Annotated in this window: 15 protein-coding genes; 8 read left to right on the forward strand and 7 right to left on the reverse strand. The window is 62.4% G+C overall.

The features are described from left to right. The first annotated feature begins 157 nt into the window (after nucleotides 1-157). The 8 genes from amaA to JFU57_RS10680 all read left to right on the forward strand — a co-directional run bounded on the left by amaA (nucleotide 158) and on the right by JFU57_RS10680 (nucleotide 9,861). Complete coding sequence (amaA, locus tag JFU57_RS10645) at nucleotides 158-1,441, forward strand: L-pipecolate oxidase (protein WP_201129210.1); 1,284 nt, start codon at nucleotides 158-160, stop codon at nucleotides 1,439-1,441. A gap of 362 nt (nucleotides 1,442-1,803) precedes the next feature. After that, nucleotides 1,804-2,940, forward strand: coding sequence for a branched-chain amino acid ABC transporter substrate-binding protein (locus tag JFU57_RS10650; protein ID WP_020299406.1), 1,137 nt, complete (start codon nucleotides 1,804-1,806; stop codon nucleotides 2,938-2,940). 250 nt (nucleotides 2,941-3,190) lie between these two features. Further along, nucleotides 3,191-4,105, forward strand: coding sequence for an ABC transporter permease subunit (locus tag JFU57_RS10655; RefSeq protein ID WP_020299405.1), 915 nt, complete (start codon nucleotides 3,191-3,193; stop codon nucleotides 4,103-4,105). Between the two features lie 2 nt (nucleotides 4,106-4,107). After that, on the forward strand, nucleotides 4,108-5,403 hold the full coding sequence (gene livM / locus JFU57_RS10660; RefSeq protein ID WP_078469572.1) for a high-affinity branched-chain amino acid ABC transporter permease LivM: 1,296 nt from the start codon (nucleotides 4,108-4,110) through the stop codon (nucleotides 5,401-5,403). Beyond that, the gene (locus tag JFU57_RS10665) at nucleotides 5,400-6,275 is read left to right on the forward strand and encodes an ABC transporter ATP-binding protein (protein ID WP_078469573.1); all 876 of its coding nucleotides are present in this window, start codon (nucleotides 5,400-5,402) and stop codon (nucleotides 6,273-6,275) included. Before livM ends, JFU57_RS10665 begins: the two co-directional genes overlap by 4 nt. After that, complete coding sequence (locus JFU57_RS10670; RefSeq protein ID WP_078469574.1) at nucleotides 6,272-6,988, forward strand: ABC transporter ATP-binding protein; 717 nt, start codon at nucleotides 6,272-6,274, stop codon at nucleotides 6,986-6,988. The genes JFU57_RS10665 and JFU57_RS10670 overlap by 4 nt, the downstream gene beginning before the upstream one ends. 930 nt (nucleotides 6,989-7,918) lie before the next feature. Beyond that, nucleotides 7,919-8,686 carry an SDR family oxidoreductase gene (locus tag JFU57_RS10675; RefSeq protein WP_078469575.1) on the forward strand — a complete coding sequence of 256 codons (768 nt, stop codon included), beginning with the start codon at nucleotides 7,919-7,921 and terminating at the stop codon, nucleotides 8,684-8,686. A gap of 269 nt (nucleotides 8,687-8,955) precedes the next feature. Further along, the gene (locus JFU57_RS10680; RefSeq protein ID WP_078469576.1) at nucleotides 8,956-9,861 is read left to right on the forward strand and encodes a cation diffusion facilitator family transporter; all 906 of its coding nucleotides are present in this window, start codon (nucleotides 8,956-8,958) and stop codon (nucleotides 9,859-9,861) included. A 48-nt stretch (nucleotides 9,862-9,909) separates the two neighbouring features. Here the strand turns inward: JFU57_RS10680 and JFU57_RS10685 are convergent, their stop codons facing one another. The 7 genes from JFU57_RS10685 to JFU57_RS10715 all read right to left on the reverse strand — a co-directional run bounded on the left by JFU57_RS10685 (nucleotide 9,910) and on the right by JFU57_RS10715 (nucleotide 15,170). Next, nucleotides 9,910-11,043: an AGE family epimerase/isomerase gene (locus tag JFU57_RS10685; protein ID WP_201129212.1), complete on the reverse strand. Its 1,134-nt coding sequence runs from the start codon at nucleotides 11,041-11,043 to the stop codon at nucleotides 9,910-9,912. A gap of 107 nt (nucleotides 11,044-11,150) precedes the next feature. Then, on the reverse strand, nucleotides 11,151-11,723 hold the full coding sequence (locus tag JFU57_RS10690; protein ID WP_201129214.1) for a HupE/UreJ family protein: 573 nt from the start codon (nucleotides 11,721-11,723) through the stop codon (nucleotides 11,151-11,153). 37 nt (nucleotides 11,724-11,760) lie between these two features. Next, nucleotides 11,761-12,375 carry an urease accessory protein UreG gene (gene ureG, locus JFU57_RS10695; RefSeq protein ID WP_020298712.1) on the reverse strand — a complete coding sequence of 205 codons (615 nt, stop codon included), beginning with the start codon at nucleotides 12,373-12,375 and terminating at the stop codon, nucleotides 11,761-11,763. 39 nt (nucleotides 12,376-12,414) lie between these two features. Further along, on the reverse strand, nucleotides 12,415-13,089 hold the full coding sequence (locus tag JFU57_RS10700) for an urease accessory protein UreF (RefSeq protein WP_201129216.1): 675 nt from the start codon (nucleotides 13,087-13,089) through the stop codon (nucleotides 12,415-12,417). Further along, entirely contained in the window at nucleotides 13,086-13,586 is a 501-nt protein-coding gene (ureE, locus tag JFU57_RS10705) for an urease accessory protein UreE (protein ID WP_201129218.1), read from the reverse strand. The genes JFU57_RS10700 and ureE overlap by 4 nt, the downstream gene beginning before the upstream one ends. A 274-nt stretch (nucleotides 13,587-13,860) precedes the next feature. Continuing rightward, nucleotides 13,861-14,493: a TetR family transcriptional regulator gene (locus JFU57_RS10710; protein WP_020298715.1), complete on the reverse strand. Its 633-nt coding sequence runs from the start codon at nucleotides 14,491-14,493 to the stop codon at nucleotides 13,861-13,863. A gap of 167 nt (nucleotides 14,494-14,660) precedes the next feature. Then, nucleotides 14,661-15,170: a hypothetical protein gene (locus tag JFU57_RS10715; RefSeq protein WP_078469582.1), complete on the reverse strand. Its 510-nt coding sequence runs from the start codon at nucleotides 15,168-15,170 to the stop codon at nucleotides 14,661-14,663. Nucleotides 15,171-15,314 lie beyond the last annotated feature (144 nt).

Here is a 15,314-nt window from a genome sequence, read left to right on the forward strand (position 1 = left end):
CAGGGCCAGCGTAGTCTTCGGCAGCGGCTACAACTGAAGCGGGTGTCCGGGGAGGGCGTTGTTTGCGAGAAGCAGCGTCCGAACGGCGGGCCGAGCCTGCGGCAGCGGTTACAGCGGCGAATGCAAACCTGTATGTGGTTGATTTCGGAGTCTGGCAATGGCGTTACGCGAAGAGTGTCTATGGGAAAAACTGACGCCGCAAAGGCCTGACAACGCCGCGCTCAATGGCGAGGTCGCGGTGGATGTCTGTGTGATTGGCGCAGGCTTTACCGGTTTGTCGGCGGCGGTGCATTTGCTGGAGCAGGGCAAGCGGGTCTGCGTGCTGGAGGCTCACCGCGCGGGGCATGGCGGCTCGGGGCGCAACGTCGGCCTGGTCAACGCCGGGATGTGGATCGCGCCCGACGATATCGAGGCCGGCTTCGGCGAGCAGGTCGGCAGCCAGCTCAACCGCATGCTGGGCGCGGCGCCGTCCCTGGTGTTCAGCCTGGTGGACAAATACCGCATTGATTGCCAGTTGCGCCGTGAAGGCACCTTGCACATGGCCCATAACGCCCGGGGCGAGGCCGACCTGCGCAGTCGCGAACAACAATGGAAGCGCCGTGGCGCGCCGGTGGAGTTGCTGACCGGTGCCGCATGCGAAGCCGCCACCGGCACCCAGAAGATTGCCGCCGCGCTCCTGGATCGACGCGCCGGCACCATCAACCCCATGGCCTATACCTCGGGCCTGGCCAAGGCGGCGGTGGACCTGGGCGGGCTGTTGTTCGACCACTCGCCGGTTACTCGTCTGGAACGCCAGGGCCAGCGCTGGTCGGTGCAAACGGCTCAGGGCTCGGTGCTGGCCGAGCAGGTGGTGATAGCCTCCAATGCCTACACCGAAGGCGACTGGACCGAACTGCGGCGCAATTTCTTCCCCGGTTACTACTACCAGGTTGCCTCCCGGCCTCTGACGGAAGACGCCGCGCAGCAAATCCTGCCGGGTGGCCAAGGCTCCTGGGACACGCGCCAGGTGCTGAGCAGCATCCGCCGCGATGCCGAAGGCCGCCTGCTGCTCGGCAGCCTGGGCAACGGCAACCAGAAACCCGCCTGGTTCCTCAAGGCCTGGGCCGATCGGGTGCAGCAGCATTACTTCCCGTATCTCAAGCCGGTGGAGTGGGAGTGCACCTGGACCGGCTGCATCGCCTTCACCCCCGATCACCTGATGCGTCTGTTCGAACCTGCGCCCGGTTTAGTGGCAGTCACCGGTTACAACGGGCGTGGCGTCACCACCGGGACCGTGGTCGGCAAAGCCTTTGCCGATTACCTGTGTAACGGAAACCCTCAAGCCCTGCCGATTCCCTTCGCGCCCATGCAGCCGCTGGCCGGGGTGGGCCTGCGCAGTTGCCTGTACGAGGCCGGGTTCTCTCTGTATCACGCGGGCCAGTGCCTGCGGATCGTCATCTGATCGGCGAAATTCAACCCCTGGGGCGGCGCTTTTCGGCGCAGCGACTAGCCTGTAATGGTGCGGCTCGTAGCAGTGCCGCACCAGCAGTGTGCACTTCGGTGACGCAGGCTGTTACAGGCTGGTTGCACGTTGATTTGCGCCGTGGTTGCAATGATGGCGCGTGCGGGTTGCGCCTTTCATTTTTTACGGTTTCACCTTCCGCGGTTTAGACGGTTGCACGCCCAATAAAAAAGGGCTCGAAACAGTCGAAATAACAACATCAGAACGACTTTTTTCAGAATAAAAAACCAATGGCACGGCCCTTGCTCTGAGCATTCAGTGAAGTCGCATTGCCAACTAAAAAAACCTTGGAGCACCACCCCATGTCCCAGACGTTTTACAAGAAAGGCTTTCTGGCCCTCGCAGTGGCAGCTGCGCTGGGTGTTTCTGCGTTTGCTCAGGCCGACCTGAAGATCGGCGTAGCGGGTCCCATGACTGGCGCCAACGCGGCATTTGGCGAGCAGTACATGAAGGGTGCACAGGCAGCGGCTGACGAAATCAACGCCAAGGGCGGTGTCAACGGCGAGAAGATCGTCCTGGTCAAGGGCGATGACGCTTGCGAGCCCAAGCAAGCGGTGGCCGTGGCCAACCGCCTGGTGGATCAGGACAAGGTCGCAGGCGTGGTCGGGCACTTCTGCTCGTCCTCGACCATTCCGGCGTCCGAGGTGTACAGCGATGCGGGCGTGATCGCCATTACCCCGGGCTCGACCAACCCGCAGGTTACCGAGCGCGGCCTGAGCGCCATGTTCCGCATGTGCGGGCGTGACGACCAGCAGGGCATCGTTGCCGGCGACTACATCGTCGATGTGCTCAAGGGCAAGAAGGTCGCGGTGCTGCACGACAAGGACACCTACGGCCAGGGCCTGGCGGATGCCACCAAGGCACAGCTGACCAAGCGCGGCGTGACCCCGGTGCTGTACGAAGGCCTGACCCGTGGCGAGAAAGACTTCAGCGCCGTCGTGACCAAGATCCGCTCCGTGGGGGCCGATGTCGTGTACTTCGGCGGCCTGCATCCGGAAGCCGGTCCACTGGTACGCCAACTGCGCGAGCAAGGCCTCAAGGACGTGAAATTCATGTCCGATGACGGCATCGTCACCGACGAACTGGTCACCACTGCTGGCGGCCCGCAATACGTCGACGGCGTGTACATGACCTTCGGTGCCGACCCGCGCCTGCTGCCAGACAGCAAGACCGTGGTCGACGCTTTCCGCAAGGCCGGCACCGAGCCTGAAGGCTATACCCTGTACGCCTACGCGTCGGTCCAGGCCCTGGCTGCCGGCTTCGGCGGCGCCAAGTCGAACAAGGGTGAAGACGCGGCCAAATGGCTGAAAGCCAATCCGGTGAAAACCGTGATGGGCGAGAAGACCTGGGACGCCAAAGGCGACCTGAAGATCTCCGACTACGTGGTCTACCAGTGGGACAAGGACGGCAAATACCACCAGCTCGAAAAACAGAAGTGACATGAGCGTCTGAGAACCGGTTTACGGTCCGGCGAGCAAGGTTCAGGCACTTTCAACGTCGTCTGAGCCTGGCGCAACTGACCGTATACCGGTTCTGAGCCGTCCGGCACCGCCCCCCGGTGTCGGCCGGTTGCCCGTGCAGTACTTGTCTTTTCTCGTAGAGCTGCACAATGGCCGTGTTGCGCCGGTGGCTGAACACCAGTCCGTCGTCTCCGCTGTGTGCAGTCTCTCAAATGCGTGAGATTGCGTTATGGATGGTATTTTCCTGCAGCAACTGATCAATGGACTGACCCTCGGGTCTGTCTATGGTCTGATCGCCATAGGCTACACAATGGTCTACGGCATCATTGGCATGATCAACTTCGCCCATGGCGAGGTTTACATGATTTCCGCTTACCTCGCGGCAATCAGTCTGGCTCTGCTGGCCTACTTTGGCATCGAATCCTTCCCGCTACTCATTCTCGGCACCCTGGTCTTTACCGTCGTCGTGACGGGGGTCTACGGCTGGGTCATCGAGCGCGTCGCCTACAAACCCCTGCGCAATTCCACCCGCCTGGCGCCGCTGATCAGCGCCATCGGTATCTCGCTGATCCTGCAGAACTATGCGCAGATCAGCCAGGGCGCCAAGCAACAGGGTGTGCCAACGCTGTTGGCCGGTGCCTGGAAGGTCGATATCGGCAGCGGTTTCGTCCAGCTCACCTACACCAAGATCTTCATCCTGGTTGCGGCATTCGCCGGCATGGCGTTGCTGACCTACATCATCAAGTACACCAAGCTTGGCCGCATGTGCCGTGCTACCCAGCAAGACCGCAAGATGGCCTCGATCCTCGGGATCAACACCGACCGCGTGATCTCCTATGTGTTCGTCATCGGCGCCGCCATGGCTGCGCTGGCGGGCGTGCTGATCACCATGAACTACGGCACGTTCGACTTCTATGCCGGCTTTGTCATCGGGATCAAGGCGTTTACCGCCGCGGTTCTCGGCGGCATTGGCTCGCTGCCGGGCGCGATGCTGGGCGGGATCATCCTCGGGATCTCCGAGTCGCTGTTCTCCGGGTTGATCAACTCCGACTACAAAGATGTGTTCAGTTTCTCGCTGCTGGTGCTGATTCTGATCTTCCGTCCCCAAGGCCTGCTGGGTCGCCCACTCGTGGCGAAGGTATAAGTATGTCTGCTGCCAATAAACCGATTGATATCAAAAAGAGCGTTATCGACGCCGTGCTGGCCGGGCTGATCTCGTTGATCGTGTTCGGGCCGATTGTCGGCGTGGTCCTGGATGGCTACAGCTTCAACCTGCAGCCGGCGCGCGTCGGCTGGCTGGTGGCGATCGTGATGATCGGCCGCCTGGCCATGAGCCTGTTCCTGCAGACCCCCAAGGGCCTGAAGATTCTCCAGGGCTTCGAGAGCACCGGCTCCGGCGTGCATGTGCGCCCGCCGGACTACAAGTCGCGGCTGCGCTGGATCATTCCGGTGCTGATCGTGATTGCCATCGTGTTCCCGATCTTCGCCAACAAGTACCTGCTGACCGTGGTGATCCTCGGCCTGATCTATGTGTTGCTGGGCCTGGGCCTGAACATCGTGGTCGGCCTGGCTGGCCTGCTCGACCTGGGTTACGTGGCCTTTTATGCCATCGGCGCCTACGGCCTGGCATTGGGTTACCAGTACCTGGGCCTGGGTTTCTGGTCGGTGCTGCCGCTGGCGGCGATTGCGGCGGCGCTGGCCGGCTGCATACTCGGCTTCCCGGTCTTGCGAATGCACGGTGATTACCTGGCCATCGTGACCCTGGGTTTTGGCGAGATCATCCGCCTGGTGCTCAACAACTGGCTGTCCTTCACCGGCGGTCCCAATGGCATGCCGGTGCCGTCGCCGACCTTCTTCGGCCTGGAGTTCGGCCGCAAGGCCAAGGATGGCGGTGTGCCGTTTCATGAGTTTTTCGGCATGGACTACAACCCCAATCTGAAATTCCTGTTTATCTACATCGTGCTGTTCCTGGTGGTGCTGCTGGTGCTCTACGTCAAGCATCGCCTGACCCGCATGCCGGTCGGCCGGGCCTGGGAAGCCTTGCGCGAAGACGAAATCGCTTGCCGGGCCATGGGCCTGAACCACGTGCTGGTCAAGCTCTCGGCGTTCACCATCGGCGCCTCGACCGCGGGTCTGGCCGGGGTGTTCTTCGCCAGCTACCAGGGCTTCGTCAACCCGTCGTCCTTTACCTTTTTCGAGTCGGCGCTGATCCTGGCCATCGTGGTGCTGGGCGGCATGGGTTCGACGGTGGGCGTGGTGATTGCCGCGTTCGTGCTCACCGTGGCCCCGGAACTGCTGCGCAGCTTCTCCGAGTACCGGGTGCTGCTGTTCGGGGTGTTGATGGTGTTGATGATGATCTGGCGACCCCGTGGCCTGATTCGCATCAGCCGTACCGGTGTGACCCCGCGTAAAGGTGTCCTGACCCAGAGGAGCGCATCATGAGCGATGAAGTGATTCTCTCGGTAGAGAACCTGATGATGCACTTCGGCGGGATCAAGGCCCTGAGCGACGTCAGCCTCAAGGTGCGCCGCAACTCGATCTTCGCCCTGATCGGCCCCAACGGTGCGGGCAAGACCACGGTTTTCAACTGCTTGACCGGGTTCTACAAGGCCTCCGGTGGGCGTATCGAACTCAATACCCGGGGCCAGAGCACCAACGTCATCAAACTGCTCGGCGAGCCTTTTCGCGCCACTGACTTCGTGTCGCCCAAAAGCTTTGCCAGCCGCCTGTATTACAAGATGTTCGGCGGCACCCACCTGGTGAACCGGGCGGGCCTGGCGCGGACCTTCCAGAACATTCGCCTGTTCAAGGAAATGTCGGTGCTGGAGAACCTGCTGGTGGCCCAGCACATGTGGGTCAACCGCAATATGCTGGCCGGCATTCTCAACACCAAGGGCTACCAGAAGGCCGAGAGTGACGCGCTGGACCACGCTTTCTACTGGCTGGAAGTGGTGGACCTGGTGGACTGCGCCAACCGCCTGGCTGGTGAATTGTCCTACGGCCAGCAGCGGCGCCTGGAAATCGCCCGGGCCATGTGCACCCGTCCGCAGATCATCTGCCTCGACGAACCGGCCGCCGGCCTCAACCCTCAGGAAACCGAAGCGCTGAGCGCGATGATCCGTCTGCTGCGTGACGAGCACGATCTGACCGTGGTGCTGATTGAACACGACATGGGCATGGTGATGAGTATTTCCGACCACATTGTGGTGCTCGACCACGGCAACGTGATCGCCGAAGGCGGGCCTGAGGCGATCCGCAACGATCCGAAAGTGATAGCCGCCTACCTGGGTGCCGACGAAGAGGAGCTGGTATGACTCAACCTATCCTCGAACTCAAGGACTTGGACGTTTACTACGGCCCGATCCAGGCCCTGAAGAAGGTCTCGCTGCACATCAATGAAGGCGAGACCGTGAGCCTGATCGGCTCCAACGGTGCCGGCAAGTCGACGTTGCTGATGTCGATTTTCGGCCAGCCCCGGGCCGAGTCCGGGCAGATCCTCTACCGTGGCGTGGACATCACCCACAAGTCGTCGCACTACATCGCCTCCAACGGTATCGCCCAGTCGCCGGAAGGGCGACGGGTGTTCCCGGATATGACGGTGGAGGAAAACCTGCTGATGGGCACCATCCCCATCGGCGACAAGCACGCCACCGAAGACATGCAGCGCATGTTCGACCTGTTCCCCCGGCTCAAGGAGCGGCGTACTCAGCGGGCCATGACCATGTCGGGCGGTGAACAGCAGATGCTGGCCATTGCCCGGGCGCTGATGAGCCGGCCCAAGCTGCTGTTGCTGGATGAGCCGAGTCTGGGCCTGGCGCCGATTGTGGTGAAACAGATCTTCTCCACCCTGCGTGAGCTGGCGGGCAGCGGTATGACCATCTTCCTGGTGGAGCAGAACGCCAACCATGCGCTGAAGTTGTCGGACCGGGCCTATGTGATGGTCAACGGCGAGATTCGCCTGAGCGGCACCGGGCAGGAACTGCTGGTCAATGAGGAGGTGCGCAACGCGTATCTGGGCGGCCACTGACGCCCCGCACTGTGGATAAAACCCGCCCCGATGTGCCTTGGCCATCGGGGCCTTTTTTTGTCCACAGGCGCCTGAAAAAGCTGAAACGGAGGGCGTTTTATCGGATGTCCACAGCGGGCACTGGAAATTGTGGAAAACATTATTCGCAAGCTATCAAAGCGCGGTATAAAGCCGCTGCAATTAGTTGTTTTGTCACGGTTTTGACTTGTCCCCGTTTGCTGTGGAACTGGCTGTGGGTAACGTGGGAGTAGCTGGCTGGAGGCCTTGATTGGCGTGGCCTGCAGGCGGGTGGTTGTTTTTTGATCAAGGGTTTTTGATGAAGCGGGCGGCGCGATTGTCAACCCCTTTATTGTCGCAGCCAGACGCTCTTGAAGGTGTCCCTCAGCCTGTGGATAAGTCTGTGACTAAACTCTGGAAAGACTCGGCTAAGCGCCGTCGTTACTGGCTTCAAGCCATCTCCTTAAACTGCTGTTTCGTGGTCAAACCCCTAGGGGCTGCATGATGGCCATGGGCGGGTCAAGCAAAAAACTTGCAAAGCCGGGCTGCAAGCCCTGTGGACAGCGGCTTTCAGACTTTTGCACTTGCCCCCAAAGACTGTGGACCGGCCTGTGGATAAGATGCGCGCAGATGGCTGCAGGCCATGTAAATCAACGCCTTGCGCCCGCTGATCGTTTTTCGTACAGCGATCCATCATTTATCACGCAAATCCTGTAGCCGCTGCCGAAGGCTCGGGCCGCGTTCGGACGCGGGCCCTCAATTTCGCCGTGAAGCACCTGACCCCCCTCTATCGCCCATCCGGGCCAGCGCCGCCTCGCGGGCTCAGCAGCGGCTACGGGTGCAACGTCTGGTTGCCGCTCGGAGCGAGGCCGGGCATGCTGCGAAGCGATTTTCCATTCCAATGGCTGCGCGCCACCCAGCAAGGAGAACACCATGACTTCCACCCTGTTTATCACTGGGGCCACTTCCGGTTTTGGCGAAGCCTGTGCCCGGCGTTTCGCCGAGGCCGGCTGGTCGCTGGTGCTCACCGGTCGTCGTGAAGAGCGCCTGAATGCGTTGTGCGCCGAGCTTTCCAAACAGACACAGGTGCATGGCCTGGTGCTCGATGTGCGTGACCGCAAGGCGATGGAGGAGGCGATCGCCAACCTGCCGCCGTCCTTCAGCACGCTGCGCGGCCTGATCAACAACGCCGGCCTGGCCCTGGGCGTCGATCCGGCGCCCAAGTGCGACCTGGATGACTGGGACACCATGGTCGACACCAACATCAAGGGCCTGATGTACAGCACCCGCCTGTTGCTGCCCCGGCTGATCGCCCACGGTCGCGGCGCCGGGATCATCAACCTGGGGTCCATCGCCGGCAACTACCCGTATCCGGGCAGCCATGTCTATGGCGCGAGCAAGGCCTTCGTCAAACAGTTCTCCCTGAACCTGCGCTGCGACCTGCAGGGCACCGGCGTACGGGTGACCAATATCGAGCCGGGCCTGTGCGAGAGCGAGTTCTCCCTGGTGCGCTTCGCCGGTGACCAGGCGCGCTACGACGCGACCTACGCCGGTGCCGAGCCGATCCAGCCGCAGGACATCGCCGAGACGATTTTCTGGGTGCTCAACACCCCGGCCCACATCAATATCAACAGCCTGGAGCTGATGCCGGTCAGCCAGACCTGGGCCGGCTTCTCGATTGAGCGCAACGCCAAGCCCTGAGGCATGTACGTGGGGCGCGCGCAGCCTGGCGGCACAACTCCCTGTAGTCGCTGCCGCAGGCTCGGTCCGCGTTCGGACACTGGTCAGCGGCAACACCCCCACCTATCGGCCTACCTCCAAGACGCTCGCCAGCTACAGTTGTTGTGCCTGGAAACACATAAGCTGATTCGTTTCAGCTTGAGGTCAGCCCAGCCCAGGTAGAATCCCCGCCAGACACTTCGCTACCGTCTCCTTCGAGGCGGTGGGTTTGAGGTTCGATAGGAGGCGTTGTGAGTAACCGAGGTGAGCAGGTTCTGCTCAAGCAATCGACCGTACTGATGTTCGCCGTGGCGATCGCCGGTATCGTCACGGGTTTTGTTTCTGGTGCCCAATCCATCCTGTTCGATGGCTTTTTTTCCCTGATCGCGACCTTTATCAAAGTCCTGATGCTGATCACCGCCAAGCTGATCGCCAAGGAAAGCAACCAGCGTTTCCAGTTCGGCTTCTGGCACCTGGAACCCATGGTGCTGTTGATCGAAGGCAGCTTCCTGCTGTTAATCGCGATCTACGCCTTTCTCAACGGTGTGTTCGGCATCATCAATGGCGGGCGTGAGATCGAGTTGGGGCTGGTGATCATCTACGCCGCGGTATTCACCGTGGTCGAGTTCGCTTATTTCTTCTACATCCGCCATCGCAACCGCACGCTCAAGTCCACCCTGATCCAGTTCGACAACATCAGTTGGCTGGTGGACGCCATGCTGTCCGTCGGCCTGTTGGTGAGTTTTCTCGCCGCCTTGCTGCTCAAGAGCCAGGGCTACCACGACTGGGCGATGTACGTTGACCCGCTGATCCTGATCCTGCTGGCGCTGAGCATGCTGCCCGCGGCGTTCAAGATCCTGCGGCCGGCGCTGCGGGACGTGCTGGGGATTGCCCCGGATCAGTTGGACGACAAGGTGCGTAACGTGATGGAAGCGGCCAAGGCCGAGCACGGTTTCGCCGACTATGTGTCTTACGTGCAGAAACACGGCCGGGCGCGCTTTATCGAGATCCATATCGTGCTGCCGGACGGCTATCCGCTGCACAGCGTGGCGACCCTGGATCAGTTGCGCGAAGAGATCTCCAGCCAACTCGGCCAGGCGGACACGGCGCGTTGGCTGACCATCAGTTTCACCGGGGATCGCAAGTGGATTGCCTGACCTGAAACCTGGGGGCCGGCCGGAGTCTGTACGACCCCGGCGGCCCAGTCAGGCGAAGTATTCAGTCAGGCCGCGATAGCAGGTGGCCAGGTGATAAGGCGTGGTCGACGGCATGTCCTGCCGGCTGACCTTGCCGGCCGCGTCCAGGCATTCGTTCCAGCCGGCGGGGTGCAGGAAGTGTTGCTGCAACGCCAGCAATTGGCGACGCAGCGATGCCTGGCTGTGAGGGCGCAAGGTCAGGGCGCGCAGGTATTCGGCCTGGGCCCAGATGCGCTGGGTGGCATCCCTTGGCTGTGCTGTGGCTTGCAGGTCGAGCATGGCCGCCACTGCGCCGGTCTCCGGGTCGACTCCGCAGTCTTCGGTGAAGGCAAAAGCCCGATCCAGTGAGCCGTGCAGCGCCGTGCCTCGCAGCAGGGGCGAAGATTCCAGGAGGAAAAACCACTCGAACTGATGCCCCGGCTCAAACCAGTTATCCACAGCCCCCAGCGGCTTCTCCAGCATCACCCCGGTTTGCGGGTCGATGAAGCGCCGCTGCATGGCCTCGCATAACGCGGTGAGAGCGCCTTGCACGCGACTGTCTTCGCGCACCGCCAGGGTTGCCAGGAAGGCTTCGGCCAGGTGCATCAGCGGATTCTGCAGCGGCCCGGAGCCCAGGGACGACCAGTCTTGATCAAGGCTGGCCTGGTACAGGCCGTCGCCGCTGGCGAAACGTTCGGCCACCACGCTCAGCGCCGCATTGAGTACCGATTCCACCAAGGGCTCGCGCGCCTTGGCCCAGTAATGGGCGCAGGCGAAAATGATGAACGCGTGGGTATAGAGGTCCTTGCGCTTGTCCAGCGGCGCGCCCTGGGCGTCGATGCTGTAGAACCAGCCGCCGTGTTCGGCATCGTGAAAGTGCTGCTGCAGGGAGCGGAACAGTGCGGCGGCGCGTTGTTCAGCCGCGGGCACCTGGCCGATCAGGCTGGAGAACAGATACAGCTGCCGGGCGCAGGCCATGGCGCGATAGCGCTGCACCGGCAATGGCTGATGCCTGGCGTCCAGGGCTTCGAAAGGCAGCGCCAGCGCCGGGTTCCAGCCAGGGCCTTGCCACAGAGGCACGATGACCCCCTGGAAGTGCTGCTGCACGGCCGCGAACAGAGCGGTCAATTCAGGCTGGGAGGCGGAGCTGGAAACATCGGGCATTGGCTGGCGTCGTCACGGCAGGGTTGAGTGCGCGACATGGTAGCAGGGCGAACGGGGCGGGCGCTCGCGAAAGCGCCGGCCCGTCTGTTCGGTCGTCGCTATTGGCCTCAGCCGGCCAGCAACCACACACCGGTGGCCGCCGATGCCGCACCGGCGACCCGTACCAGCGGCGCCGCAGCCTGGGGCAGGACCCGTACCACGGCGTAACCCGCGGCGTGCAGGGCGGCGGTCGCGGCCACGAAGCCTGCGGCATAGGCCCAGGGGCTGGACATGTCCGGCAGTTCCAGGCCGTGGGCCACACCGTGGAACAAGGCAAACAGCGCGGTGGCGGCCAGGGCCAGGCTCAGCGGTGGGCGTACCGCCAGGGCCACGGCCAGGCCCAGGGCCAGCACCGAGGCGGCGATCCCGCTTTCCAGGGCCGGCAGGTTCAGGCCTTCAAAACCCAGCAGGCCGCCGATCAGCATGGTGCCGACGAAGGTGCAGGGCAGGGCCCAGCGAGCGGCGCCTTGTTGCTGGGCCGCCCATAAACCGACCGCCAGCATCGCCAGCAAGTGGTCGAGGCCGCCGATGGGGTGGCTGATGCCGGCCATCAGACCGTTGTCGCCATGCCCTGGGTGGGCGAAGGCCAGGGCCGGGGTCAGCAGCAGGGCCAGGGCTCCGAAAATACGCTTGAGTGTCATAGGGTGGCTTCCTTGTTGAGTCGTTTATCAAGGGGAATCAGGCGGCGCCAAGCAGGCCCTGGCGTTCGATGAATTCGATGATCTGGTCCAGGCCGAGGCCGGTTTTCTGGTTGCTGAAGACGAACGGCTTGCCCGCGCGCATGCGCTGGGTGTCGCTGTTCATCAGTTCCAGGGAGGCGCCCACCAGTGGCGCGAGGTCGACCTTGTTGATCACCAGCAGATCGGACTTGCAGATCCCCGGGCCGCCCTTGCGCGGCAGCTTGTCGCCCGCGGAAACGTCGATCACGTAGATGGTCAGGTCCGACAGCTCCGGGCTGAAGGTCGCCGACAGGTTGTCGCCGCCGGATTCCACCAGAATCAGGTCCAGCCCGGGAAAACGCCGGTTCAGTTGATCCACCGCTTCGAGGTTGATCGACGCATCTTCGCGAATGGCGGTGTGCGGGCAGCCGCCGGTTTCCACGCCGATGATCCGCTCCGGCGCCAGGGCCTGGTTGCGCACCAGGAAGTCGGCGTCTTCGCGGGTGTAGATATCGTTGGTGACCACCGCCAGGTTGTAGCGCTCGCGCAGGGCCAGGCACAGGGCGAGGGTCAGGGCGGTCTTGCCGGAGCCGACCGGGCCGCCGATGCCGACGCGCAGGGGTTGTGAGTTCATGTGCTTCTCCACAATAAAAGGCGCCATGTCAGAGGGGGCCTAGGAACGGAATAGACGGCTGTACTGGCGCTCATGGGCCATGCACGCCAGGGACAGGCCAAACGCGGCGCTGCCGTAATGGATGGGGTCGATGTGGGTGGCGTCATGCTGCGCCTGTTGCAGCAGCGGCAGCAGTTCACTGGTCAGGCGCTGGGCAGCTTGCTGGCCCAGGGGCAGGGTTTTCATCAGCACTGCCAGTTGGTTTTCCAGCCAGCTCCAGAGCCAGGCGGCCAGGGCGTCCTGGGGGCTGATCTGCCAGGCACGCGCCGCCAGGGCCCAGCCCAGGGCCAGGTGCGGCTCGCCGCGTTGCTGGAGAAAATCCCGGGCGGCCTGATCCAGCTCAGGCAGGCCGTTGAGCAGTTGCTGCAGGGAATAGCCCATCTGCCGGCTTTCCTGATACAGCTCGCGGGTTTCCCGGCTGGCGCGATGCTCGTCGCACAGTTGCAGCAACTGCGCCCAGTCTTCATCCGCTGCGGCCTGGCAATGGGCAAGCAACAGCGGCGCTTCGAACCGCGCCAGGTTCAACAGCAATTGATCGCTGATCCAGCGCCGGGCGCTGGCCGAGTCCACCACGCGCTGCTGCTCGACGGCCATTTCCAGGCCCTGGGAATAGCTGTAGCCGCCAATCGGCAACTGCGGACTGGCCAGGCGCAGCAGGGCCCAGGCTGGGTTCATGGGCGCACGCCAAACTGGTGCAGGCGCGGCGGGTAGTTGAAGTCCTCGTCACCGTGCCGCGAGTGATGGTGGCCGCCGCCGTAGGCGCCGTGTTCCGGTTGGAATGGCGCTTCAATGGCTTCGGCCGAGGCTCCCAGTTGTTCGAGCATGGCCTTGAGCACGTAGTCATCGAGCAGGCGCAGCCAGCCATCACCGACTTGCAGCGCGACATGGCGGTTGCCCAGGTGATAGGCGGCACGGGTCAACTCGAAGGCGTTGCGGCAGGTGACGTGCAGCAGCGCTTCGGGGCGAGCGCAAACGCGCACGACGCGCCCGTCTTCGGCAGCCAGGCATTCACCATCGTGCAGCGGCGGCTGGCCGCGCTCCAGAAACAGACCGACGTCTTCACCCTCGGCACTAAAACAGCGCAGACGGCTTTTGCTGCGGGCCTCGAAGTTCAGGTGCAGCTCGGCGGACCATTGGGCTTGAGGTTCGATTCGGCGATGAATCACCAGCATGTGAGGGCTTCCAGCTAAGAGCGATGCAGGTGCTAGAGCAAGGGCCTTGCCAATCACCGGATACGCTCGAAAAACCCGGCGACCCCCCTATGTGCACGCCTGAAAATGGGGCACGCTCGTGTTTTATTTTGTTACAAGTTGGCGAGATGCACTGATTTATAGCACCGGCTTGGTGCGTCGTCGGATTTTTTGCTGCAAGGCGGGGCGCCGCGTCGGGTGCTAAGCGTTCGGCTTGATCGGGCGAGAGGGGGGGCTCTGTGGGGAAGGTACGGGGTTACTCGGTGCTGCCCAGGCCTTGCCAGTGCTTGAGGCCAATGAAGATAAAGCGCAGTTGCTGGGTGATCTTGGCCTGAGGCGTCAGGTGTTCGGGCAGGGCCGCAGCGGGCGGGTCGATGATGTCCGGCAGTGTGGCGAACACACTTTTGACGATCAGGTCGGCGATCACGCCGAGGTCCGCCGTCGCCAGATGCTGCAATTTGGGCATCAGGCTCAGGTCGGTGGCGAGGTCGGTGCTGATGTTTTCCCGCAGGTTGGCAATCGCCTGGCGCACCGGCAGCGAGCCACCGTACTGCTCACGCGCAAGAAACAGGAACTGCGAACGATTGGCCGCCACCACGTCGAGGAAGATCCGTACCGATGCGTCGATGATCCCGCCCATGACGAACTCGTTATGGCGGACCAGGCGAATGGTTTCGCGGAAGGTCTGGCCGACTTCGCTGACCAATACCAGGCCCAGTTGGTCCATATCGGCAAAGTGCCGGTAGAAACCGGTGGGGACGATACCGGCGGTCTTCGCCACTTCGCGCAGGCTCAGGCTGCCAAACCCTCGGCCACACTCCATCAAGTGACGGGCTGCGTCCATCAGGGCATTGCGGGTTTGTTGCTTCTGTTCGGCACGGGGCAGCATTGGCGGGCTGACTTTCTACTCAGGAAGAGCGGGGCACTCTAGCAAATCAACTTTGTCGGCGTCGAACCCGGGCTGGATTGACGGGGGGGCGTGTTGGAACGAGGTGAGGGCTTTACAAAGTCAAAGCCCGATCCAGGGACCGGGCTTTTTTCTGGGCCAGCATGGGCTCAGCTCACAGCTTGATGACGTTGTTCCAGGCGATCAGCACCGTCTGCGGCAACAGTCTGACCTTGTGGGGTGCGATCGAAGCCATCTTCGGCAACAGTCTGACCTTGTGGGGTGCGATCGAAGCCATCTTCGGCAACGGTCTGGCCTTGTGGGGTGCGGTCGTAACCATCTTCGGCAACGGTCTGACCTTGTGGGGTGCGATCGTAGCCGTCTTCAACCAGGCCTTTCTGTTCCAGGCGATCACGGCCACCTTCGGCTACGGTTTGGCCTTGTGGGGTGCGATCATAGCCGTCTTCGGCAACGCTCTGGCCTTGTGGGGTACGGTCCGAGCCATCGGCAGCGACTTTGTTGCGTTCGATCAGGCGGTCCGAACCACCTTCAGCGAGGGTCTGGCTGAACACGGTGTGGCTGGCTTTGACTTGTGGAGTGGCCTGTTCGGCGGCTGGCAGGGCATAAGCGTTGGCGGCCAGGATCGAGAGGGTCAGGCTGAGCAGTAATTGGCGTTTCATGATGGGGGTGCTCCTCGGGAGGGCGATAAAGTGGGTACGGAGCCAATGTTACGCGCGCTAAATCGATAGAAAAGTTCATAAAGACAATGGTAATAATCAACGGAATTGATTATTCGGCCCAAGGGCTCTATCTCGGGCCTTTGC

This window comes from Pseudomonas sp. TH07, from assembly GCF_016651285.1.
In the GTDB taxonomy this organism is placed as follows: domain Bacteria; phylum Pseudomonadota; class Gammaproteobacteria; order Pseudomonadales; family Pseudomonadaceae; genus Aquipseudomonas.

Bases quoted from the DNA above. Each gene is read 5' to 3' on its own strand.
- amaA (WP_201129210.1), top strand. From the start codon at position 158: ATGGCGTTACGCGAAGAGTGTCTATGGGAAAAACTGACGCCGCAAAGG.
- JFU57_RS10650 (WP_020299406.1), top strand. From the start codon at position 1,804: ATGTCCCAGACGTTTTACAAGAAAGGCTTTCTGGCCCTCGCAGTGGCA.
- JFU57_RS10655 (WP_020299405.1), top strand. From the start codon at position 3,191: ATGGATGGTATTTTCCTGCAGCAACTGATCAATGGACTGACCCTCGGG.
- livM (WP_078469572.1), top strand. From the start codon at position 4,108: ATGTCTGCTGCCAATAAACCGATTGATATCAAAAAGAGCGTTATCGAC.
- JFU57_RS10665 (WP_078469573.1), top strand. From the start codon at position 5,400: ATGAGCGATGAAGTGATTCTCTCGGTAGAGAACCTGATGATGCACTTC.
- JFU57_RS10670 (WP_078469574.1), top strand. From the start codon at position 6,272: ATGACTCAACCTATCCTCGAACTCAAGGACTTGGACGTTTACTACGGC.
- JFU57_RS10675 (WP_078469575.1), top strand. From the start codon at position 7,919: ATGACTTCCACCCTGTTTATCACTGGGGCCACTTCCGGTTTTGGCGAA.
- JFU57_RS10685 (WP_201129212.1), bottom strand. From the start codon at position 11,043: ATGCCCGATGTTTCCAGCTCCGCCTCCCAGCCTGAATTGACCGCTCTG.
- JFU57_RS10690 (WP_201129214.1), bottom strand. From the start codon at position 11,723: ATGACACTCAAGCGTATTTTCGGAGCCCTGGCCCTGCTGCTGACCCCG.
- ureG (WP_020298712.1), bottom strand. From the start codon at position 12,375: ATGAACTCACAACCCCTGCGCGTCGGCATCGGCGGCCCGGTCGGCTCC.
- JFU57_RS10700 (WP_201129216.1), bottom strand. From the start codon at position 13,089: ATGAACCCAGCCTGGGCCCTGCTGCGCCTGGCCAGTCCGCAGTTGCCG.
- ureE (WP_201129218.1), bottom strand. From the start codon at position 13,586: ATGCTGGTGATTCATCGCCGAATCGAACCTCAAGCCCAATGGTCCGCC.
- JFU57_RS10710 (WP_020298715.1), bottom strand. From the start codon at position 14,493: ATGCTGCCCCGTGCCGAACAGAAGCAACAAACCCGCAATGCCCTGATG.
- JFU57_RS10715 (WP_078469582.1), bottom strand. From the start codon at position 15,170: ATGAAACGCCAATTACTGCTCAGCCTGACCCTCTCGATCCTGGCCGCC.